The 20,702-nt window shown below is 68.8% G+C and carries 21 protein-coding genes; 18 read left to right on the plus strand and 3 right to left on the minus strand.

The annotated features are described in order from the left end of the window. Nucleotides 1-20 precede the first annotated feature (20 nt). Genes gspL through WT97_RS22615 form a run of 3 tightly spaced genes read left to right on the plus strand, consistent with a single transcriptional unit; the run spans nucleotide 21 to nucleotide 2,719 of the window. Nucleotides 21-1,391 (plus strand): type II secretion system protein GspL, encoded by a 1,371-nt coding sequence (gspL, locus tag WT97_RS22605; RefSeq protein ID WP_059503114.1) that lies wholly within the window; start codon nucleotides 21-23, stop codon nucleotides 1,389-1,391. Then, nucleotides 1,388-1,894: a type II secretion system protein GspM gene (gspM, locus tag WT97_RS22610; RefSeq protein WP_059503378.1), complete on the plus strand. Its 507-nt coding sequence runs from the start codon at nucleotides 1,388-1,390 to the stop codon at nucleotides 1,892-1,894. Before gspL ends, gspM begins: the two co-directional genes overlap by 4 nt. A gap of 36 nt (nucleotides 1,895-1,930) precedes the next feature. Further along, nucleotides 1,931-2,719: a type II secretion system protein N gene (locus WT97_RS22615; protein ID WP_060354482.1), complete on the plus strand. Its 789-nt coding sequence runs from the start codon at nucleotides 1,931-1,933 to the stop codon at nucleotides 2,717-2,719. Nucleotides 2,720-2,744: 25 nt separating this feature from the next. On the opposite strand, the gene WT97_RS22620 is transcribed toward WT97_RS22615, so the two are convergent. Together WT97_RS22620 and WT97_RS22625 are read right to left on the minus strand one after the other, a co-directional pair. Next, nucleotides 2,745-4,316, minus strand: coding sequence for an efflux transporter outer membrane subunit (locus WT97_RS22620; RefSeq protein WP_059503113.1), 1,572 nt, complete (start codon nucleotides 4,314-4,316; stop codon nucleotides 2,745-2,747). A gap of 296 nt (nucleotides 4,317-4,612) precedes the next feature. Beyond that, nucleotides 4,613-4,897 (minus strand): multidrug ABC transporter ATPase, encoded by a 285-nt coding sequence (locus tag WT97_RS22625; protein WP_082725042.1) that lies wholly within the window; start codon nucleotides 4,895-4,897, stop codon nucleotides 4,613-4,615. Between the two features lie 174 nt (nucleotides 4,898-5,071). On the opposite strand from WT97_RS22625, the gene WT97_RS22630 reads away from it, so the two are divergent. The 4 genes from WT97_RS22630 (at nucleotide 5,072) to WT97_RS22645 (ending at nucleotide 8,030) form a co-directional block, all read left to right on the plus strand. Then, nucleotides 5,072-5,560, plus strand: a complete 489-nt coding sequence (locus WT97_RS22630) for a MarR family winged helix-turn-helix transcriptional regulator (protein ID WP_060354466.1) — start codon at nucleotides 5,072-5,074, stop codon at nucleotides 5,558-5,560. Nucleotides 5,561-5,738: 178 nt separating this feature from the next. Next, nucleotides 5,739-7,301, plus strand: coding sequence for a DHA2 family efflux MFS transporter permease subunit (locus WT97_RS22635; protein WP_059503107.1), 1,563 nt, complete (start codon nucleotides 5,739-5,741; stop codon nucleotides 7,299-7,301). Nucleotides 7,302-7,398: 97 nt separating this feature from the next. Beyond that, a complete protein-coding gene (locus WT97_RS22640) occupies nucleotides 7,399-7,647 on the plus strand; it encodes a type II toxin-antitoxin system Phd/YefM family antitoxin (protein WP_060032203.1) in 249 nt (82 codons plus the stop codon). After that, the gene (locus tag WT97_RS22645) at nucleotides 7,644-8,030 is read left to right on the plus strand and encodes a type II toxin-antitoxin system VapC family toxin (protein ID WP_059790447.1); all 387 of its coding nucleotides are present in this window, start codon (nucleotides 7,644-7,646) and stop codon (nucleotides 8,028-8,030) included. The genes WT97_RS22640 and WT97_RS22645 overlap by 4 nt, the downstream gene beginning before the upstream one ends. A 24-nt stretch (nucleotides 8,031-8,054) precedes the next feature. Here the strand turns inward: WT97_RS22645 and WT97_RS22650 are convergent, their stop codons facing one another. Continuing rightward, a complete protein-coding gene (locus WT97_RS22650; protein WP_059503101.1) occupies nucleotides 8,055-8,981 on the minus strand; it encodes a LysR family transcriptional regulator in 927 nt (308 codons plus the stop codon). Between the two features lie 141 nt (nucleotides 8,982-9,122). Between WT97_RS22650 and WT97_RS22655 the strand changes: the two genes are divergently transcribed. From WT97_RS22655 to WT97_RS22705, 11 genes are all read left to right on the plus strand, one after another. Further along, nucleotides 9,123-9,596 (plus strand): CidA/LrgA family protein, encoded by a 474-nt coding sequence (locus WT97_RS22655; protein WP_059503374.1) that lies wholly within the window; start codon nucleotides 9,123-9,125, stop codon nucleotides 9,594-9,596. A 13-nt stretch (nucleotides 9,597-9,609) separates the two neighbouring features. Then, nucleotides 9,610-10,332, plus strand: a complete 723-nt coding sequence (locus WT97_RS22660) for an LrgB family protein (RefSeq protein ID WP_059503099.1) — start codon at nucleotides 9,610-9,612, stop codon at nucleotides 10,330-10,332. Between the two features lie 259 nt (nucleotides 10,333-10,591). Continuing rightward, the gene (gene fliL / locus WT97_RS22665) at nucleotides 10,592-11,092 is read left to right on the plus strand and encodes a flagellar basal body-associated protein FliL (protein ID WP_095211793.1); all 501 of its coding nucleotides are present in this window, start codon (nucleotides 10,592-10,594) and stop codon (nucleotides 11,090-11,092) included. 22 nt (nucleotides 11,093-11,114) lie between these two features. Further along, nucleotides 11,115-12,113 carry a flagellar motor switch protein FliM gene (gene fliM, locus WT97_RS22670; protein WP_034209687.1) on the plus strand — a complete coding sequence of 333 codons (999 nt, stop codon included), beginning with the start codon at nucleotides 11,115-11,117 and terminating at the stop codon, nucleotides 12,111-12,113. Then, on the plus strand, nucleotides 12,106-12,594 hold the full coding sequence (fliN, locus tag WT97_RS22675) for a flagellar motor switch protein FliN (protein ID WP_034209688.1): 489 nt from the start codon (nucleotides 12,106-12,108) through the stop codon (nucleotides 12,592-12,594). Before fliM ends, fliN begins: the two co-directional genes overlap by 8 nt. Then, nucleotides 12,591-13,166 (plus strand): flagellar biosynthetic protein FliO, encoded by a 576-nt coding sequence (gene fliO, locus WT97_RS22680; RefSeq protein WP_060354467.1) that lies wholly within the window; start codon nucleotides 12,591-12,593, stop codon nucleotides 13,164-13,166. Before fliN ends, fliO begins: the two co-directional genes overlap by 4 nt. A gap of 36 nt (nucleotides 13,167-13,202) precedes the next feature. Continuing rightward, nucleotides 13,203-13,964: a flagellar type III secretion system pore protein FliP gene (fliP, locus tag WT97_RS22685; protein ID WP_060354468.1), complete on the plus strand. Its 762-nt coding sequence runs from the start codon at nucleotides 13,203-13,205 to the stop codon at nucleotides 13,962-13,964. Between the two features lie 17 nt (nucleotides 13,965-13,981). Beyond that, nucleotides 13,982-14,254, plus strand: coding sequence for a flagellar biosynthesis protein FliQ (fliQ, locus tag WT97_RS22690; protein WP_006401718.1), 273 nt, complete (start codon nucleotides 13,982-13,984; stop codon nucleotides 14,252-14,254). Nucleotides 14,255-14,276: 22 nt separating this feature from the next. Continuing rightward, complete coding sequence (gene fliR, locus WT97_RS22695; RefSeq protein WP_059827066.1) at nucleotides 14,277-15,059, plus strand: flagellar biosynthetic protein FliR; 783 nt, start codon at nucleotides 14,277-14,279, stop codon at nucleotides 15,057-15,059. Between the two features lie 377 nt (nucleotides 15,060-15,436). Beyond that, nucleotides 15,437-17,455: a site-specific DNA-methyltransferase gene (locus tag WT97_RS22700; protein WP_060354469.1), complete on the plus strand. Its 2,019-nt coding sequence runs from the start codon at nucleotides 15,437-15,439 to the stop codon at nucleotides 17,453-17,455. Further along, nucleotides 17,455-20,481 carry a type III restriction-modification system endonuclease gene (locus WT97_RS22705; RefSeq protein WP_060354470.1) on the plus strand — a complete coding sequence of 1,009 codons (3,027 nt, stop codon included), beginning with the start codon at nucleotides 17,455-17,457 and terminating at the stop codon, nucleotides 20,479-20,481. Before WT97_RS22700 ends, WT97_RS22705 begins: the two co-directional genes overlap by 1 nt. Nucleotides 20,482-20,702: the final 221 nt, after the last annotated feature.

Raw genomic sequence — 20,702 nt, forward strand, 5'->3', positions numbered from 1 at the left:
CAATCGGGAGAGGAGCTCTTGTGAGCACGTTGATTGTTTCTTTGCCGCCGCGCGAGCCTGCCGTGCCGTTGCAGGAATGGCAGTGGCCCGAGCTGCCGTTCATGCTCGTCGACAAGGCCGGCCAGGTGCAGCGCGCCGGCCGCGCCGCGCTGGCGCTGCTGCCGCGGGCGAACGCGACGGTGCTGATCGTCGCCGCGCGCGACGTGCTGCTGCTGGCCGCGACCGTGCCGCCGCTGAAGGGGCCGAAGCTGCGCCAGGCGCTGCCCAACATCGTCGAGGATCAGCTGATCCAGGATCCGCTCGGCTGCCACATCGCGCTCGACCCGGCCGCGCTGCCGGACGGGCGCCGCGTGCTGGCCGTCGTCGATCGCGCGTGGTTCCGCACGATCTGCGATGCGTTCACGGCGGCCGGCCACAGGCACCTGAGCGCGGTGCCCGCGACCCGCTGCCTGCCGGCGCCGCGCGCGCCGGCCGAAGCGGCATCCGTCGCGCCGGCGGCCGACGACGAGGCCATCGACACCGCTCCGCTCGCCGCGGCCGAGCCGCCTGCCCGCCCGACGACGGTCGCCGCGGTGCTCGGGCTCGCGACGGCGGTCGAACCGGCGCTCGTCGAAGCCGGCGCGCTGCCGGCGGCGGCCGGTGCGCCGCGCCTCGAGCTGGCCGTCGCGCGCGGCGCGCTCGGCGAAGGCTTCGCGGCGCCCGCGTCGCGTGCGGCCGGCACGCTGGCCGCGCTCGCCGGCGGCGGCGACATCGAACTGTACGAACTCGGCGAACCGGGCGCGGAGCCTCGGCTCGCATCGGTCGGCCGCACCGACGGCCCGCTGCTGCCGGGCGCCGCGCCGCTGTCGTTCGACACGTTCGCGCGCCGGGCGCTGACCGAGCCATTCGATCTGTGCCAGTTCGAATTCGAATCGCAGCCGTGGCGCTTCGACCGCGCGACGCTCAAGCGCTTGCGCGTGCCGATCGCGCTCGCCGCGGCGACGCTCGGCGTCGCGGTGATCGGGATGAACCTGCACTGGTGGAAGCTGTCGCGCGAGCGCGATGCGCTGTCCGCGCAGATCACCGAGACGCTGCTGTCCGCGTTCCCGAAGACGACCACCGTGCTCGATCCGCCCGCGCAGATGCAGCGTCAGCTCGACCAGCTGCGCCTCGCGGCCGGCGAGCTGTCGCCGAACGATTTCCTCGCGCTGTCGAGCGGCTTGTCGCGCTCGATGGGCGCGCTGCCGCTGAACGGCATCGCGTCGCTCGACTATCACGACCGTCGGCTCGACGTCGGCTTCAAGCCGGAGGTCAAGGTCGATCCCGATTTCACGCAGCGCCTCGCGCGTAACGGACTGTCCGGCGAAGTCGACAGCAACACGGGCAAATGGACGATCCGGAGCCGCTCATGAAAACCGAACAACTGAACCAGACGCTGACCCAGTTCTGGGGCGAGCGCTCGCCGCGCGAGAAGATGCTGCTCGGCTGGGGCGGCGCCGTGCTGGCGGTCGCGATCGCGTATTCGGTGCTGTGGTCGCCCGCGCAGGAAGGCCGCGCCCGGATCCAGCGCGAATTGCCGACGATGCGTCGCGAACTCGCGCAGATGACCGCGCAGGCGAACGAAGCGAAGTCGCTGACGGCCGCCGCGCAGGGCGTCGCGCCGACCGGCCTCGCGCTGAAGGACGCGCTGACCGCGTCGCTGTCCGATCACGGGTTGCAGGGCGCGCAGGTGCAGATCGTCGGCAACGGCGTGCAGATCCAGATGAAGAACGTGTCGTTCCCGGCATGGACCCAGTGGCTCGACGATGCGCGCCGGCAGTTCAAGGTGCAGGTCGGCGAAGCGCACGCGACGGCGCTGAAGGAAGACGGCCAGGTGGACCTGACGGCCGTGATGCAACCTTCCGTCCAGAAGTAGATGACGGCAGTGGATGAGGCAAACGAAGGCCGGCCGATGCGGCCGTGGGCAAGGCGGCTCGTCGCCGTATTGCCGTGGGTGCTGGCGGGCGGCCTGGCGACGGCGGTGACGCTCGTCGCGCTCGCGCCGGCCGCGTGGATCGCGCCGCAGTTCGCACGTGCGACCGGCGGCCACGTGAATCTCGTCGATCCGGACGGATCGCTGTGGCACGGCTCGGGCACGCTGATGCTCGCGCCGGGCGCCGATCAGAGCGCGGCGACGCTGTTGCCGGGCCGGGTCGAATGGACCACGCGCTTCTGGCCGCTGCTGACCGGGCGCGTGCAGATGCGCATGCGGCAGACGGAAGCGATGCCCGATGCGGTCACGCTCGATGCGACGTGGCGCGGCGCGGTGCTGTCGGCGGGCACGATGGCCGTGCCCGCGTCGCTGCTCGCGGGGCTCGGCACGCCGTTCAACACGCTCGACCTGCAGGGCGACGTGCGGCTCGGCTGGAGCGACTGGCGGCTCATCGGCAACAACGCGTTCGGCCAGTTGACGGTGACGATCGATTCGATGAGTTCGCGCGTGTCGCGCGTGAAGCCGCTCGGTTCGTACCGGGCGGTATTGCAGGCGAAGGGCGCGGGCGCCGATCTCGATCTGTCGACGACGCAGGGCCCGCTGTTCCTCGACGGGCACGGCAGCTTCGGCCCCGGTCAGGGATCGTTCCGCGGGACCGCGCATGCGGCGCCCGAGCAGCAAGCGAACCTCGCCGGGCTGCTGAACCTGCTCGGGCATCCGATCGGCAACAACCAGGTGTCGCTGATCTTCGGCGACGCGCAGCGCTGAACGCGCGCGTCAGCCGCTTCCCTTCCTACTTTTGCGCGAGCGGCGCGGCCGCCGACGGTGCGGTGGCCGCAGGCGCGGCCGCACCGGACGCCGGCAAAGGCGCCGGCGCCGCCATGTCGCCGTTCTCGCGCGCCATCTCCGCTACGTTCCAGCCGCCGCCGAGCGCCTTCACGAGCCCGACCGACGACACCATCCGCTGCCCGGCGATCGTCGCGAGCTTTTGCTGCGCGGTAAACGCGGTGGTCTGCGCGGTCAGCACGTTCAGGTACGCGACCGTGCCGGCCTTGTACTGGTTCGTGACGATCGCGAGCGCGTGCTCGGCGCTGTCGACGGCCTGCCGCTGCACGTCGATTTCCTGCGCGAGGATGCGCTGCGACGCGAGGTTGTCCTCGACGTCCTGGAACGCGGTGAGCACCGCGAGGCGATAGGCGGCGACGTCCTGGTCGTAGGTCGCGCGCGCGGCGTCGGTCTGCGCGGCGCGCAGGCCCGCATCGAACAGCGTGGCCGCGAGCTGCGGGCCGACTGTCCAGAAGCGCGCCGGCAGCGTGAACAGCTGCGACCACACCGAGCTCTGGAAGCCGCCGCTGGCCGACAGCGTCAGGGTGGGGAAGAATGCAGCGATCGCGACGCCGATCTGCTCGTTCGCGGCCGCCGCGCGGCGCTCGGCCGCCGCGACGTCGGGCCGGCGCTCGAGGATCGCGGACGGCACGTCGACCGGCGTGATCGGCGGCTCGGCGGCGAGCGGGGCCGGCGGCAGCGAGAAGGTCGACGCCGGCTCGCCGATCAGCGTCGCGATCGCATGCTCGTACTGCGCGCGGGCGACGCCGTTGTCGATCTGCGCGGCCTGCGCGCTCTGCAACTGCGTCTGCGCCTGGATCACGTCCGCGCGCGCGGCGACGCCCTGCGCGTACTGGTTCTGCGTGAGCTGCAGCGACCGTTCGTACGACTTCACGGTGTCGTCGAGCAGCTTTTGCAGCGCATCGGACGTGCGCAACTGGAAATAGGTCTGCGCGAGCAGCGCCTGCTGCGACAGCCGCGCGTTCGCGAGATCGGCCGCGGCGGCCGCTTCGCCGGCGCGCTGCGCGCTGACGGTGCGGCTCACCTTGCCCCACAGGTCGGGTTCCCAGCTGGCGTCGAGGCCGATGCTGTAGCTGTTGTTGATCGACCCCGTCGATCCGCTGCCGAAATTCGACGACGAGCCCGACGACAGCGACGTGCGCGGCGTCCGCGCACGCGAGCCCGATGCGCTCAGCCCGACGGTCGGGAAATACGCGGCGCGCGCCTCGGTGACGAGCGCGCGCGCCTGCCGGTAGGCGGCCGCCGATTGCGCGATGGTCTGGTTCGATGCGTTGAGCTTGCCGATCAGCGCATCGAGCTGCGGATCGTTGTAGACCGTCCACCACGCGCCGCGGTCGGCGCGATCGGCGGGCTGCGCGACTTTCCAGCCGGCCGGCGCTTCCTTGAAGGCGGCGGGGATCGACGTGTCGGGCCGGTGATAGTCGGGCCCGACGGCGCAGCCGGCGAGCAGCACGGCCGTCGCAATGGCGACGGCGGCGCTCAGCGGGCGAACGGCGCGCGGGAGGGAAGCGTACGGCATGGTGGTTTTCCTGTCTGGGCGTGGCGGCCGGCGAGCGGCGCCGCGCGATGCGGTCGTCATGCCGCTGGCGGACAAATGGTAACTGACGGCGAGAAAGCTGCGCAGCCCTAAGGGTACGGTGCGCGGCGGCCCTGATGTGTTACCGGCGCGGCCGGCCGGGTTACCGGCTATTACGGCTTGCTTGCTGGACGGCAGGTGGGCAAACGGGCGTACGACGCCGGCCGCGCGTGACGCGGCCGGCGATCAGACAGACCGGAATCGGGCGGGATAGGGTGGCGCGCGGAAGCGGTGCGGCGTCAGTGGCAGCGCACGGGCGCCGGGACGGGTTCGGCGGCGGCCCGCCATGTCGACGGCTCCGTCGCGGCCGGCTGGCTCGTGCGGCGGGCGCCGCCCTTCGCGTTGCGCTGCCGGCGATGATCGAACCACGCGAACCCGAGCGCCGCGAGCGAGCCGCCAGGCACGACCAGCATCGTCACGTACAGCGCGATTTTCCAGCCGCGGTGCGGCCCGGAAAACACATGATGAGCGGTATCGGTCAGGTTGCGGCGCAGCGCGCCGGCGGCATTTTTCAGGAACAGCATCGCGAACATCCTCGGGTGCCCGGCAGCGCGGGCCAATCGGTCAGAACATAGTCTCCGGCAGTGCAACATGCACGTCGTAACTGGTTGACTCAAATAATATTGACTAAGCAATCATTTTTCAAGATACTGGACGCGTTTTAACCCGAAACGCACTATTGCTGCGCGCGCAATCGTATGACCGGCGGCCTCTACGATCCCGAGAACATCGCGCTGGAAACGAGCCTCGGCTATTACCTGTCGAAGGCGAAGCAGGCGCTCGTCGAGCGGATGGATCGTGCGCTCGAGCCGCTGGACCTCACCGCGCAGCAGATCGGCGTGATCCTGCTGCTGTCGCGCGGCTACGCACGCACGCCGTTCGAACTGTCGCGCAAGATGTCGTACGACAGCGGGTCGATGACGCGCATGCTCGACCGGCTCGAACGCAAGGGGCTGATCGCACGCACGCGCAGCGAGCAGGACCGCCGGATGATCGAGCTGACGCTGACCGAGCGCGGCGTCGAAGCCGCCCGCGCGCTGCCGTCGCTGGTCGCGACCGTGCTCAACGCGCAGCTCGAAGGCTTCTCGGCCGACGAACTCGCGACGCTCACCGGCCTGCTGCAGCGCTTCATCGCCAACGGGCTCGGCTCGACCGGCTGCCCGAAGCCTGACGAAGCCGACTGCTGATGCGTGCGGAGCCTCTCATGTCTCAGTTAAACGTTCGCTTATTTCTCTGTCTGGGCAGAAGATGACGAGGCACGCGCTCCGCTTTTCCCCTTTTTCATTCCACCCGGCCGGGCCGCGCTGCGTCGCGCGTCCGTGCGTTGTGCCGGCGCGTCGCGCGCGCCGCGTCTAGGAGATTCCGATGTCCGCCACCACGGCATCCGCCCCCTCCCCCGCTGCCGAACCGGCACCGCTGACCGGCGGCGCGCTCGCGCTGCTGACCGTCGGGCTCGCGCTCGGCACCTTCATGGAAGTGCTCGACACGTCGATCGCGAACGTCGCGGTGCCGACCATCTCGGGCAGCCTCGGCGTCGCGACGAGCGAGGGCACGTGGGTGATTTCGTCGTACTCGGTCGCGTCCGCGATCGCGGTGCCGCTCACCGGCTGGCTCGCGCGGCGGGTCGGCGAAGTGCGGCTGTTCACGCTGTCCGTGCTCGCGTTCACGATCGCGTCGGCGCTGTGCGGCCTCGCGACCAACTTCGAGACGCTGATCGCGTTCCGGCTGGTGCAGGGCCTCGTGTCGGGGCCGATGGTGCCGCTGTCGCAGACGATCCTGATGCGCAGCTACCCGCCCGCGAAACGCGGGCTCGCGCTCGGGCTATGGGCGATGACGGTGATCGTCGCGCCGATCTTCGGCCCGTTGTTGGGCGGCTGGATCAGCGACAACTACACGTGGCCGTGGATCTTCTACATCAACCTGCCGATCGGCGTGTTCTCGGCGACCTGCGCGTACTTCCTGCTGCGCGGCCGCGAAACGAAGACGTCGAAGCAGCGGATCGACGCGATCGGCCTCGCGCTGCTCGTGATCGGCGTGTCGTGCCTGCAGATGATGCTCGACCTCGGCAAGGACCGCGACTGGTTCAACTCGTCGTTCATCGTCGCGCTCGCGCTGATCGCGGTCGTGTCGCTCGCGTTCATGCTCGTGTGGGAGGCGACCGAGAAGGAGCCGGTGGTCGACCTCACGCTCTTCAAGGACCGCAACTTCGCGCTCGGCGCGCTGATCATCTCGTTCGGCTTCATGGCGTTCTTCGGCTCGGTCGTGATCTTCCCGCTGTGGCTGCAGACGGTGATGGGCTACACGGCCGGCAAGGCCGGCCTCGCGACCGCGCCGGTCGGGCTGCTCGCGCTCGTGCTGTCGCCGCTGATCGGCCGCAACATGCACCGGCTCGACCTGCGGATGGTCGCGAGCTTCGCGTTCATCGTGTTCGCGGGCGTGTCGATGTGGAACGCGACGTTCACGCTCGACGTGCCGTTCAACCACGTGATCCTGCCGCGGCTCGTGCAGGGTATCGGCGTCGCGTGTTTCTTCGTGCCGATGACGACGATCACGCTGTCGAGCATCTCCGACGAACGGCTCGCGAGCGCGTCGGGGCTGTCGAACTTCCTGCGCACGCTGTCCGGCGCGATCGGCACCGCGGCCAGCTCGACGTTCTGGGAGAACGACGCGATCTACCATCATGCGCGGCTGTCGGAATCGGTGAGCGTCTATGCGCAGAACACGACCGACTACCAGGGCGCGCTCGCGCAGCTCGGCATCGTCGGGCAGACGGCCAATGCGCAACTCAACCAGCTCGTCACGCAGCAGGGCTTCATGATGGCGACCAACGACTTCTTCCATCTGTCGGCGGTGATGTTCATCGCGCTCGCGGCACTCGTGTGGATCACGAAGCCGAAGAAGGGCGCGGGGCCGGCGATGGGGCATTGACGGCCAGTCCTGTATGCAAGCGACCGCGGTCTTGCGGGCAGACTCCATATAAACTAAGCTAATATATCAATTGAACTTAGTTTATTTGAGAGATGCCATGCAGACCTACAACATGCATGACGCGAAGACGAACCTGTCGCGTCTGATTGACGAGGCAGTTCATGCGGGTGAACCATTCGTGATCGCGAAGGCCGGCAAGCCGCTCGTCAAGGTCGTGCCGATCGATGCGCCCGAGGCGCCCCAGCCGGCGCGGATCGGCTTCATGAAGGGGCAGATCGTCGTGCCGCCCGACTTCGACACGATGGGCGACGAGGCCATCCCGAAGCTGTTCGAGGGCGACGCGTGAAACTGTTGCTCGATACACACCTGATCCTTTGGGCGGCGGCGGACGCGACCGAATTGCCGGATCGTGCCCGCACGCTCATCGAGGATCCCGCCTATACCCTGTTGTTCAGCGTCGCAAGTCTGTGGGAGATCGTGATCAAGCGCAGGCTCGACCGCAATGATTTTCAAGTCGATCCGCACGTGCTGCGTCGCAATCTGCTCGACGCCGGCTACGTCGAATTGCCGATCACGAGCGAGCATGTTCTCGCCGTGGAACAACTGCCGGCAGTGCATCGTGATCCGTTCGATCGGGTCCTGATTGCTCAGGCGATTTCGGAAGGCGTCACGTTGCTCACGCACGACCATACGCTTGCCCGGTATCCGGGCCCGATTCGGCACGTCTGATCGCGCCGAGCCTGAGCGCGACCCTCAATCCCTCGCCCGCAGCCCCCCGAACGCCAGATCGTCGCCCGCCGCGAGCGGCAGCGTCGCCCGCGCGACGTCGAGCCATGCCCGCGCCGCGTGCGACAGGTAGCCTTTCTTCAGCCAGCCGAGCGCGATCGCCCACGTGATTTCCGGCTCGACGATCGGCCGGCACGTGAACTGCCCCGCGTCGAGCCGCCGGCAATACGGCTCGGGCAGCAGCGCGATACCGACGCCCGCATGCACGAGCGCGGCCATGAAATCCCAGTGGCCGCTGCGGCTCACGATCGACGGCGTGAAGCCGGCCTGCCGACACGCATCGAGCACCGCATCGTGCAGCGCGAGGCTTTCCGCATAGAACACGAACGATTCGCGTGCGAGATCCGCGAGCGGCACGGCCGCGTGCTCCTCCCAGCGCGATTCGCGCGGCGCGACGAGCCACAGCGGCGCGCGCACCATCGGCAGCCGCTCGAACGTGCCGGGATCGACCGGCTCGAGCAGCCCGCCGAGTTCCAGCTCGCCCGACGTCAGCGCGGCTTCGATCATCCGCGCGCCTTGCTCGAACAGCTTCAGCTCGATGTTCGGATAGCGCTGCTTGTATGCGGCGATGATCGGCGTGAACAGCGAACCGCCGAGCGGCGGAATGCCGATGGTCAGCTCGCCGCGTCCGAGCGTGCCGAGATCGTTCAGCTCCGATTGCAGCTGCGCCTGCGCGGCGAGCACGTCCTGGCCGCGCTGGAACACGATCCGCCCGGCGTCGGTCAGCACCATCTGCCGGCCGTCGCGCAGCAGGAGCGGCGAACCGATCTCGTCTTCCAGCGCCTTCACCATCTTGCTGATGGTCGGCTGCGTGACGAACAGCTTGTCGGCCGCCGCGGTGAAGCTCTGCTGGCGAACCACCTCGACGAAGTACCGCAGCGCGCGCAATTCCATCGATCACTCCCCAGATTGGTGCGGCAACATCAAAACGAATTCCGAATTGGAATGATAAGGATAGAGACAAGTCATTTTATTTATGGTTAGGGGAAACCCTATACTGACGCCGTCGACAGAAACATCCGTATGGAGCCCGTCATGAACAAGCCGACCGCCACTGCCGCCGCCCGCCCCGCCGCTTCGGGCAGCCTCGCGCATACGGGCCGGATCGTGCTGCAGGCCGCCGCGCTCGGCGTGCTGTGGATGGCGGTCGACTGGGCCGTGCGCAAGGTCGGGCTGCCGATTCCGTCCGGCGTGATCGGCCTCGCGGTGCTGCTCGTGCTGCTGTTCTCGGGCCGCGTCGCACCGGCGTGGGTGAAGGACGGTGCGAACTGGCTGCTGTCCGACATGCTGCTGTTCTTCGTGCCGGCCGCCGTCGCGGCGGTGCAGTACGGCGGGCTGTTCCGCGAGGACGGCTGGCGCATCGCGCTGGTGATGCTCGCCGGCACCGCGTTCGTGATGGTCGCGGTGGCCGTGGCGGTCGATCTCGCCGCGAAGCTCGAACGCCGGCTCGCCGCGCAGCGCGTATTCGCCGAGCGCCGCCGTACGCGCCTGAGCGCCGTCGCTCACTGAGCCGGAGCCGCCCATGCTCGCCGCGCTGTCGAACCTGCCCGCCGATCGCGTGAATACCGCGATCTCCGTCGGCTGCTTCGTGCTGACGGTCGTGCTGTATTTCGCGTCGAAGCGGCTCTATGCGTACAAGAAGACGCTGCTGTTCTCGCCGCTCGTGTTCGTGCCCGGCGTGCTGGTGCTGCTCGTGCTGCTGACCGGCATCCCGTATTCGGTCTATTTCCGCGACACGCGCTGGCTGATGTGGCTGCTCGGCCCGGCGACGATCGCGTTCGCGGTGCCGATCTACGAGTATCGCGAGCTGATCCGCCGCCACTGGCTGTCGCTGTCGGTCGGCGTCGCGGTCGGGATCGCCGCGGGCGTATGCGGGTCGCTGCTGCTCGCGAAGCTGCTGCACCTGTCGCCCGAGCTGCAGCGCTCGCTGATGACGCGCTCGGTGTCGACGCCGTTCGCGCTCGCCGTGTCGGACAAGATCCACGCGCCGAAGGATCTCACCGCCCTCTTCGTGATCGCGACCGGCATCTGCGGGATGCTGCTCGGCGAACTGGTACTGGCGCTCGTGCCGATGCGCACCCGGCTCGCGCGCGGCGCGCTGTTCGGCGCGGCCGCCCACGGCGTGGGCACCGCGAAGGCGCGCGAGATCGGCAGCGAGGAAGGCGTCGTGTCGAGCCTGACGATGATGATCGCGGGCGTCGCGATGGTGTTGATCGCGCCGCTGCTCACGCTGCTGCCGATCTGACGATGCACGGGCGGGCGCCGCCGCCCGCCTTGCCGTCGCGCCCGCTCGCTCCGTCCGGCGTGCCCGGTTCCCGCCCGCCGCACTCTACCCTCGCCCCGTTGCTCGTTTTCCCGCCGTTGCTGCCCGGCGTCGAGCCGACATCCGGCCGACCGTCGGGACAATCGGCTGAGATAGCCGCAATTCCCCCCTCTTTTCCGCCCATCGGCCTCGGCCCGGATGCCGAACAATGCATGCTACGAGACATCACGCACGCATTCACATGGCCACGACCGCAACCCCGACCGCCGACAAGCCGGCTTCGTCCGGCAAGATCAAGCGCATCGCGCTCATCGCCGTCATCGCGCTGGGCGCGGCTGCCGCCGCCGCCGGCGGCATGTACGTGTTCCTGAGCAAGGCAGGCGTCGGCCATGCGAGCGCGCCTGCCGAGCCGGCGCCGCTCGCCGCGCCGACGTTTTTCGCGCTCGACCCGCTGACCGTGAACCTGCAGTCCGACGACGGCGCACAGCACTACCTGCGCGTCGGCCTGTCGCTGAAGCTCACCGACCCGAAGGCGCAGGAACAACTGACCGCGCGGATGCCGGAAATCCGCAGCCGGATCCTGCTCGCACTGTCGAACAAGCATCCCGAGGAACTCGCGACGCCGGACGGCAAACGTTCGCTCGCGAACGAGCTGCGGGATCTGATCGAGCAGCCGACGCAGCCGGGCAACCAGCGCGCGAAGGTCGACGACGTCCTGTTCACCGAGTTCGTCGTCCAGTAACGCGGCCGCGAAAGGAGCGCGTATGGGTCACCAGGAGTTCATGTCCCAGGAGGAGGTCGATGCCCTCCTCAAGGGCGTCACGGGCGAAACCGATGCGGTCGACGAGCAGCGCGACACGTCGGGCGTCCGCCCCTACAACATCGCGACGCAGGAGCGCATCGTCCGCGGCCGGATGCCCGGCCTCGAGATCATCAACGACCGTTTCGCGCGCCTGTTGCGGATCGGCATCTTCAACTTCATGCGGCGCACGGCGGAAATCTCCGTCAGCCAGGTGAAGGTGCAGAAGTACAGCGAATTCACCCGCAACCTGCCGATTCCGACGAACCTGAACCTGGTGCACGTGAAGCCGCTGCGCGGCACGTCGCTGTTCGTGTTCGACCCGAACCTCGTGTTCTTCGTCGTCGACAACCTGTTCGGCGGCGACGGGCGCTTCCACACGCGCGTCGAGGGCCGCGATTTCACGGCCACCGAGCAGCGGATCATCGGCAAGCTGCTGAACCTCGTGTTCGAGCACTACACGACCGCATGGAAAAGCGTGCGGCCGCTGCAGTTCGAATTCGTGCGCTCGGAAATGCACACGCAGTTCGCGAACGTCGCGACGCCGAACGAGATCGTGATCGTCACGCAGTTCTCGATCGAATTCGGACCGACCGGCGGCACGCTGCACATCTGCATGCCGTACTCGATGATCGAGCCGATCCGCGACGTGCTCAGCTCGCCGATCCAGGGCGAGGCGCTCGAAGTCGACCGCCGCTGGGTGCGCGTGCTGTCGCAGCAGGTGCAGGCCGCCGAGGTCGAGCTGACCGCCAATCTGGCCGAGATCCCGTCGACGTTCGAGAAGATCCTGAATCTGCGCGCGGGCGACGTGCTGCCGCTGGAGATCGAGGACACGATCACCGCGAAGGTCGACGGCGTGCCGGTGATGGAATGCGGCTACGGAATTTTCAATGGTCAATATGCGTTGCGCGTGCAGAAGATGATCGGCGCGAGCGATTCGATGAAGGAAGGTGGATATGAGTGAGCTGAACCAGACGCCCGACGACGACATGCAGGCGATGGCCGATGCGGCCCTCGCGGCGTCGGCCGCCGACGCGCAGGCGCCGGCCGCGGCCGACGAGGATCCGGGCATGGACGACTGGGCGGCCGCGCTTGCCGAGCAGAACCAGCAGCCGGTGCAGGCGGGGGCGACGGGCGCCGGCGTGTTCCAGCCGCTGTCGAAGGCCGCGGCGAACTCGACGCACAACGACATCGAGATGATCCTCGACATCCCGGTCAAGATGACCGTGGAGCTCGGCCGCACGAAGATCGCGATCCGCAACCTGCTGCAGCTCGCGCAGGGCTCGGTCGTCGAGCTCGACGGCATGGCCGGCGAGCCGATGGACGTGCTCGTGAACGGCTGCCTGATCGCGCAGGGCGAGGTCGTGGTCGTCAACGACAAGTTCGGCATCCGCCTGACCGACATCATCACGCCGGCCGAACGCATCCGGAAGCTGAATCGATGAACGTCGCGATGCCCGGCCAGCGCGCATGCGGCGCGATTGCGGCGCCGGCGCTGGCCGCCGTCGCGGCGCTTGCGTGCGCGCCGGCCGGCGCCGCCGACATGAACGTGGTGAACCACGCCGGTTCGATCGCGTCGAGCGTGACGGTCGGTTCGGCCGCGCCGTCGCTCGGCATCGGCGCGGTGCTGCAGACGCTCGTCGGGCTCGCGGTCGTGATCGGCCTCGTGTTCGCGTGCGCATGGCTTGCCCGCCGCTTCGGCTTCCAGCCCGCACGGCGCGGCGGCCCGCTGAAGGTCGTGTCGAGCGTCGGGCTCGGCGCGAAGGAAAGCGCGACGATCGTCGAGATCGGCGACACCTGGCTCGTGCTCGGCGTCGCGCCGGGCAACGTGCGCCTGCTGCATACGCTGCCGGCCGGTTCGACGGCGGCCGCCGCGACCGCGGGTTCGGCCCCGGCCGACGCGGCCGCCGGCGGCGATGCGTCCGACGCCGGCCTGCCCGGCACGTTCGGCTCGCGGTTTCGCGACGCGCTCGCGGGCGAAGCCGCGAAACGCCTCGGTCGCGGCAAGGACCGCTGACATGGCGCCGCGCCCTCTTTCCGACCTCGCATTCCGATGAAACACGCATTCCTGCGGCGCGCGGCGCGCGTCGCGCCCGTGCTGATCCTCTGTCTCGCGCCCGCGCTTGCCTGCGCGCAGGCGAACGGCCTGCCCGCGTTCAACGCGAGCCCGGGCCCGCACGGCGGCACCACCTATTCGCTGAGCGTGCAGACGATGCTGCTGCTCACGATGCTGTCGTTCCTGCCGGCGATGCTGCTGATGATGACGAGCTTCACGCGCATCATCATCGTGCTGTCGCTGCTGCGCCAGGCGCTCGGCACCGCGACGACGCCGCCGAACCAGGTGCTCGTCGGCCTCGCGATGTTCCTCACCTTCTTCGTGATGTCGCCGGTGCTCGACCGGGCGTACAACGACGGCTACAAGCCGTTCTCCGACGGCTCGATGCCGATGGAGCAGGCCGTGCAGCGCGGCGTCGCGCCGTTCAAGAGCTTCATGCTGAAGCAGACCCGCGAGACCGATCTCGCGCTGTTCGCGAAGATCTCGAAGGCCGCGCCGATGCAGGGCCCCGAGGACGTGCCGCTGTCACTGCTGGTGCCCGCGTTCGTCACGAGCGAGCTGAAGACCGGCTTCCAGATCGGCTTCACGGTGTTCATCCCGTTCCTGATCATCGACATGGTCGTCGCGAGCGTGCTGATGTCGATGGGGATGATGATGGTGTCGCCGTCCACCGTGTCGCTGCCGTTCAAGCTGATGCTGTTCGTGCTGGTCGACGGCTGGCAACTGCTGATCGGCTCGCTCGCGCAGAGCTTCAGTTAAGCGGAGGAACACGCGCGATGACGCCCGAACAAGTGATGACGCTCGCGCATCAGGCGATGATGGTCGGCCTGCTGCTCGCGGCCCCGCTGCTGCTGGTCGCGCTCGCGGTCGGCCTCGTCGTGAGCCTGTTCCAGGCCGCGACGCAGATCAACGAAGCGACGCTGTCGTTCATCCCGAAGCTGCTCGCGGTCGCCGCGACACTCGTGATCGCCGGCCCGTGGATGCTGACGACGATGCTCGACTACCTGCGGCAGACGCTGCTGCACGTCGCGACGCTCGGCGCCGGCTGAGCCGCGCACAGCGCCGGCGGCGATGTTCTCGGTTACCTACGCGCAGCTCAACGGCTGGCTCACCGCGTTCCTGTGGCCGTTCGTGCGGATGCTCGCGCTCGTCGCGACGGCGCCCGTCGTCGGCCACGCGGCGGTGCCGGTGCGCGCGAAGATCGGCCTGGCCGCGTTCATGGCGCTGGTCGTCGCGCCGACGCTCGGCGCGATGCCGGACGTCACCGTGTTCTCCGCGCCGGGCATCTGGATCCTCGTCACGCAATTCCTGATCGGCGTCGCGATGGGCTTCACGATGCAGCTCGTGTTCGCGGCCGTCGAGGCGGCCGGCGACTTCATCGGGCTGTCGATGGGCCTCGGCTTCGCGACCTTCTTCGATCCGCACACGAGCGGCGCGACACCGGCGATGGGCCGCTTCCTGAACGCGGTCGCGATGCTCGCGTTCCTCGCGGTGGACGGCCACCTGCAGGTGTTCGCGGCGCTCGCCGCGTCGTTCCAGTCGCTGCCGGTGTCGGGCGACCTGCTGCACGCGCCGGGCTGGCGCACGCTCGCCGCGTTCGGCGCGACCGTGGTCGAGATGGGGCTGCTGCTCGCACTGCCGGTGGTCGCGGCGCTGCTGATCGCGAACCTCGCGCTCGGCATCCTGAACCGCGCGGCGCCGCAGATCGGCGTGTTCCAGGTCGGCTTTCCGGTGACGATGCTCGTCGGGCTGTTGCTCGTGCAACTGATGGTGCCCAACCTCGTGCCGTTCGTGTCGCACCTGTTCGACATGGGGCTCGATGCGATGGGGCGCGTGCTGATCGGCTGGCGCTGACGGGCTGCGCGGACTTCAGTCGCCGGGAGACGACTCAGCCGGAATGGTGGCGGCGCACCCAATGGGATAGCGGCAAGCGCCAGAACCGGCCGGCTACCGAACACGCCGGCGCTTTGCGCCGACCGTGCCCTTTTTTCCTTCTTGCCGGACGGCCGCCGGACGCCTGCGCAACGGCCGTCGGCCGGCCGGGCGGCAACCGGCCCGAACCCGCCCGCGGCCCGTCCGGCGGGCGATCGCGGCCGATGGGCGCACGCTCGACCCATATCGGCGCTTGACCTGCGCCGACCGACTCGCTAGCGTTTCGGGTTTGCCCGGGCGGCCATTGCCGCCGGTGCCGTGAGCGCGCCCGACGTCCTGGCGCGCGCGGCCGGGCTCCGATGGAAAAGACGATGCAGAAACTCGATGCGGCCAGCCCGCAGGCGATGTCGACGGATTTCACCGCGGACAACGTCGCGCGCCTGAAGGCGCTGTTCCCCGAACTCGTGACCGAAGGCCCGGACGGCGCGTCGGTCGACGTCGACGTGCTGAAGGCGCTGGTCGGCGAACGCACGGTCGGCGACGCCGACGAGCGCTACGGCTTCCACTGGCACGGCAAGCGCAGCGCGCGCCAGGCCGCGCTCACGCCGTCGACGGGCACGCTGCGCCCCTGCCCCGACGACAGCGTCGCATGGGACGACACGCGCCATCTCGTGATCGAGGGCGACAACCTCGACGTGATGAAGCTGCTGCACAAGAGCTACGCGGGCAAGGTGAAGCTCGTCTACATCGACCCGCCGTACAACACCGGCAGCGATTTCGTCTATCCGGACGACTTCAGCGACAGCATCCGCCACTACCTGGCGATGACCGGCCAGACCGACGGCGGCGTGAAGCGCAGCACCAATACCGAGGCGAACGGCCGGTTCCACACCGACTGGCTGAACATGATGTATCCGCGCCTGAAGCTCGCGCACGCGCTGCTGTCCGACGAAGGGCTGATCGCCGTGCACATCGACGAGCACGAAGTGCATGCGCTGGTGCTGATGCTGCGCGAGATCTTCGGCGAGGAAAACGAGCTCGGCGTGGCCGTGTGGGACAAGCGCAACCCGAAGGGCGACGCGCGCGGCATCGCGTACCAGCACGAATCGCTGGTGCTGTTCGCACGCAACGCCGAGACGCTGCTCGAACGGGCGCCGCTCAAGCGCCCGAAGCGCAACGCGCAGCGCATGCTCGACGCCGCGCACGACGCGGTGTACCGCAGCGGCAACCCGAAGGACGCGCAAAAGGCGTACCGCGCGTGGCTGAAGGCGCAGACCAACCTGTCCGGCGGCGAGGTGATGTACGACCGGCTGTCGGCGGAAGGCCGCGTGTACCGCCTCGTGTCGATGGCGTGGCCGAACAAGAAGAAGGCGCCGGACGAATATTTCACGCCGCTGATCCACCCGGTCACCCGCAAGCCGTGCGCGATGCCGGCGCGCGGCTGGCGCAACCCGCCCGCGACGATGCAGGCGTTGCTCGAGCGCGGCCAGATCGAATTCGGCCCGGATGAAACCACGCAGCCGCAGCGGATCTACTACCTCGACGAGAACATGTACGAGAACGTGCCGTCGGTGCTGCCTTTCGCGGGCTCCGACGACGCGCTGCTGAAGTCGCTCGGCATCCCGTTCGACCTGCCGAAGCCGGTCGACTTCGCGGCGGCCGTGATCGGCTGGTGCACGCGCGGCGACGACATCGTGCTCGACTGTTTCGCCGGCTCCGGCTCGACCGGCCACGCGGTGATGCAGGTGAATGCGACCGACGGCGGCGCGCGCCGCTACATCCTCGTGCAACTGCCCGAGGCGCTCGACCGCCGCGACAAGACGCAAGCCGCGGCCGCCGATTTCTGCGCGAAGCTGAAGAAGCCGCTCACGCTCGCGGAAATCACGAAGGAACGCCTGCGCCGCGCCGCGCAGCAGGTCGCGCGCGACTATCCGGAAAGCTATGGCGACCTCGGCTTTCGCGTGTATCGGCTCGACACGACCAACGTGATCGAGTGGGACCCGCGCCGCGACGACTTCGACCATGCGCTGTTCGCGTCCGTCGAGCACGTGAAGACCGGCCGCACCGAGGACGACCTGCTCGCCGAGCTGACGCTGAAGCTCGGCCTCGACCTGTGCACGCCGGTCGAGCATCACCCGGTGGCCGGCAAGACGGTGCACCTGATCGGCCGCGCGATCGTCGCGTGCTTCGACGCGCGCATCTCGCGCGACGACGCAGGCCCGCTCGCCGACGGCATCGTCGACCTGCTCGATGCGACGGGCGCGTCGCGCGACGTCACGTGCCTGTTCCGCGACAGCGGCTTCGTCGACGACGTCGCGAAGCTCAATCTCGCCGCGCTGCTCGAACAGCACGGCGTGAAGCGCGTGCGGAGCCTGTGATGCGGCTGCATTTCGAGGCGGATCTCGACTACCAGCGCGAGGCGATCGACGCCGTCTGCGACCTGTTTCGCGGGCAGGAATCGTATCGCGGCGACTTCAGCGTGCTCGCGAACGCCGCGCCCGGCACGACGGCCGCAGCTCAAGGCTCGCTCGGCTTCGCCGTATCGGAGCAAGGCGTCGGCAACCGGCTGTCGCTGACCGACGACGCACTCGCGCGCAATCTCGCCGACGTGCAGTTGCGCGGCGGACTGCCGCCGTCCGGCCTGCCCGGCTCGCGCGACTTCACCGTCGAGATGGAGACGGGCACCGGCAAGACCTACGTGTACCTGCGCACGATCTTCGAGCTGAACCGCCGCTACGGCTTCACGAAATTCGTGATCGTCGTGCCATCGATCGCGATCAAGGAAGGCGTGCACAAGACTTTGTCGATCACCGAGGAGCACTTCCGCGCGCTGTACGCGGGCGTGCCGTACGACTACTTCCTGTACGACTCCGCGAAGCTCGGCCAGGTGCGCCACTTCGCGGCGAGCGCGGCGATCCAGATCATGGTGATGACGGTCGCCGCGATCAACAAGAAAGAGATCAACAACCTCTACAAGGACAGCGAGAAGACCGGCGGCGAGAAACCGATCGACCTGATCCGCGCGACGCGGCCGATCGTGATCGTCGACGAACCGCAAAGCGTCGACGGCGGCCTCGAGGGGCGCGGTCGCGAAGCGCTCGCCGCGATGGCGCCGCTCTGCACGCTGCGCTATTCGGCCACGCACGTCGACCGCCACCACATGGTGTACCGGCTCGACGCGGTCGACGCGTACGAGCGCAAGCTCGTCAAGCAGATCGAGATCGCGTCGGCGATCGTCGAGGATGCGCACAACAAGCCGTACGTGCGGCTCGTCGGCGTGTCGAACCGGCGCGGCGCGATCAGCGCGCGCCTCGAGCTCGACGTCGCGACCGCGGCCGGCGTGAAGCGCCAGATCGTATCGGCCACCGACGGCGACGATCTCGAGCGCCTGACCAGGCGCGCGCTGTACGCGGGGCTGCGGATCGGCGAAGTGCATGCGGTCAAGGGCGCCGAGTACGTCGAACTGCGTCATCCGGAAGGCGAGGCGTTCCTGTCGCTCGGCGAGGCGTTCGGCGACATCGACACGCTTGCCGTGCAGCGCGAGATGATCCGCCGCACGATCCGCGAGCATCTCGACAAGGAGCTGCGCCTCGCCGAGCGCGGCGTGAAGGTGCTGTCGCTGTTCTTCGTCGATTCGGTCGAGCGCTATCGCCGCTACGACGAGAACGGGATGCCCGTGAAGGGCGACTACGCGCTGATCTTCGAAGAGGAATATGCGCGCGCGGCGCGTGTGCCGGCTTACCGTGCGCTGTTCGACGGCGTCGACGTGGCCGTCGAAGTCGAGCGTGCGCACAACGGCTACTTCTCGATCGACCGCAAGGGCGGCTGGACCGACACGAGCGAGAGCAGCGCGGCGGCCCGCGAGAACGCGGAGCGCGCGTACGGCCTCATCATGCGCGAGAAGGAAGCGCTGCTGTCGTTCGACACGCCGCTGAAGTTCATCTTCTCGCACTCGGCGCTCAAGGAAGGCTGGGACAACCCGAACGTGTTCCAGATCTGCACGCTGCGCGACATCCAGACCGAGCGCGAACGCCGCCAGACACTCGGCCGCGGGCTGCGCCTCGCCGTCGACCAGGACGGCGAGCGCGTGCGCGACCCGGGCGTGAACACGCTCACCGTGATCGCGACCGAGCGCTACGAGTCGTTCGCGGAGAACCTGCAGAAGGAAATCGAGGCCGATACCGGCATTCGTTTCGGGATCGTCGAGGAGCACCAGTTCGCGGCGCTGCCGGTGCAGGAAGACGGCGGCCCCGCGCATGCGCTCGGCGTCGAGCTGTCGCGCGTGCTGTGGAACCATCTGCGCGAACAGGGCTACGTCGACGCGCAGGGCAAGGTGCTCGACCGGCTGAAGGATGCGCTGCGCCAGAGCGCGCTCGTGCTGCCGGACGCGTTCGAGCGGCTGCGTGCGCCGATCGTCGCGACGCTGCGCAAGCTGTCGGGCCGCTTCGCGGTGCGCAACGCCGACGAGCGCCGCGCGATCGCGTTGCGGCGCGATGCGTCGGGCAAGGCCGTCGTGTTCGGCGAGGATTTCCGCGCGCTGTGGGATCGCATCCGCCATCGCACCGTGTACCGCGTCGAGTTCGACAACGCGAAGCTGGTGCGCGACTGCACGGCCGCGTTGCGCGCCGCGCCGGACATCGCGCGGGCGCGGCTGCAGTGGCGCAAGGCCGAGATCGACATCGGCAAGGCCGGCATCGAGGCGATCGAGGTGGCCGGCGCCGGCACGGTGCTGCTCGACGAGGGCGAGTTGCCGCTGCCCGACCTGCTCACCGAGTTGCAGGACCGGACGCAGCTCACGCGCCGTTCGCTCGCGACGATCCTCGCCGACAGCGGCCGGCTCGACGATTTCCGCGTGAATCCGCAGCAGTTCATTGCGGTGGCGGCCGACGCGATCAACCGCTGCAAGCGGCTCGCGCTCGTCGCGGGCATCGCGTACCGCAAGCTCGGCGAGCGCCACGTGCATGCGCTCGAATCGTTCGAGAGCGAAGCGCTGACCGGTTACCTGCGCAATCTGCGGCTGGACGCGCGCAAGTCGATCCACGAAGCGGTCGTGTGCGAGACGGATGCCGAGCGCGCGTTCGCCGATGCGCTCGAAGCGCACGAAGGCGTGAAGCTGTACGCGAAGCTGCCGGCGTGGTTCCGCGTGCAGACGCCGCTCGGCAGCTACCATCCGGACTGGGCCGTGCTCGCGGAACAGGACGGCGGCGAGCGGCTGTACTTCGTCGTCGATACGCCGAATGCCGACGGCCACGTGCCGAGCGAGCACGAGCGCGCGAAGCTCGCGTGCGGCGAAGCGCATTTCCGTGCGCTGACCGATGGCGACGGCGCGGCGCGCTTCGTGCGCGTCGGGCAGCCGGATGCGCTGTTCGAACCTGCGGCGCCGCCGGCGGGCGCGGGACGGTGACACGAAGGGCGGCGACGAGCCGCCCTTTTTATCGGCATGGCCCGGCCGTTATCGATCGTGCCGGGTACCCGCGCATCGCCCGTTCCGTCATCCGCATGAAAGCAATCGCATTACTCGCGTGCGGGCGACGCCGTTACGGCTGGTTGCAAATCGGGTCGACACGATGTTTTCGCTCGCCCGACACGTTACGTTTTCGCCATGAAAAAAGGGCGCCGAAGCGC

It is taken from the genome of Burkholderia sp. MSMB1459WGS (assembly GCF_001534535.1).
In the GTDB taxonomy this organism is placed as follows: domain Bacteria; phylum Pseudomonadota; class Gammaproteobacteria; order Burkholderiales; family Burkholderiaceae; genus Burkholderia.

Coding starts and splice junctions, on each gene's coding strand:
- WT97_RS22705 (WP_060354470.1), top strand. CDS start 17,455: ATGCGGCTGCATTTCGAGGCGGATCTCGACTACCAGCGCGAGGCGATC.
- fliN (WP_034209688.1), top strand. CDS start 12,106: ATGAGTGAGCTGAACCAGACGCCCGACGACGACATGCAGGCGATGGCC.
- WT97_RS22700 (WP_060354469.1), top strand. CDS start 15,437: ATGGAAAAGACGATGCAGAAACTCGATGCGGCCAGCCCGCAGGCGATG.
- WT97_RS22640 (WP_060032203.1), top strand. CDS start 7,399: ATGCAGACCTACAACATGCATGACGCGAAGACGAACCTGTCGCGTCTG.
- gspM (WP_059503378.1), top strand. CDS start 1,388: ATGAAAACCGAACAACTGAACCAGACGCTGACCCAGTTCTGGGGCGAG.
- WT97_RS22620 (WP_059503113.1), bottom strand. CDS start 4,316: ATGCCGTACGCTTCCCTCCCGCGCGCCGTTCGCCCGCTGAGCGCCGCC.
- fliM (WP_034209687.1), top strand. CDS start 11,115: ATGGGTCACCAGGAGTTCATGTCCCAGGAGGAGGTCGATGCCCTCCTC.
- WT97_RS22650 (WP_059503101.1), bottom strand. CDS start 8,981: ATGGAATTGCGCGCGCTGCGGTACTTCGTCGAGGTGGTTCGCCAGCAG.
- fliP (WP_060354468.1), top strand. CDS start 13,203: ATGAAACACGCATTCCTGCGGCGCGCGGCGCGCGTCGCGCCCGTGCTG.
- fliO (WP_060354467.1), top strand. CDS start 12,591: ATGAACGTCGCGATGCCCGGCCAGCGCGCATGCGGCGCGATTGCGGCG.
- WT97_RS22655 (WP_059503374.1), top strand. CDS start 9,123: ATGAACAAGCCGACCGCCACTGCCGCCGCCCGCCCCGCCGCTTCGGGC.
- WT97_RS22630 (WP_060354466.1), top strand. CDS start 5,072: ATGACCGGCGGCCTCTACGATCCCGAGAACATCGCGCTGGAAACGAGC.
- fliQ (WP_006401718.1), top strand. CDS start 13,982: ATGACGCCCGAACAAGTGATGACGCTCGCGCATCAGGCGATGATGGTC.
- fliR (WP_059827066.1), top strand. CDS start 14,277: ATGTTCTCGGTTACCTACGCGCAGCTCAACGGCTGGCTCACCGCGTTC.
- WT97_RS22635 (WP_059503107.1), top strand. CDS start 5,739: ATGTCCGCCACCACGGCATCCGCCCCCTCCCCCGCTGCCGAACCGGCA.
- fliL (WP_095211793.1), top strand. CDS start 10,592: ATGGCCACGACCGCAACCCCGACCGCCGACAAGCCGGCTTCGTCCGGC.
- WT97_RS22615 (WP_060354482.1), top strand. CDS start 1,931: ATGCGGCCGTGGGCAAGGCGGCTCGTCGCCGTATTGCCGTGGGTGCTG.
- WT97_RS22660 (WP_059503099.1), top strand. CDS start 9,610: ATGCTCGCCGCGCTGTCGAACCTGCCCGCCGATCGCGTGAATACCGCG.
- WT97_RS22625 (WP_082725042.1), bottom strand. CDS start 4,897: ATGCTGTTCCTGAAAAATGCCGCCGGCGCGCTGCGCCGCAACCTGACC.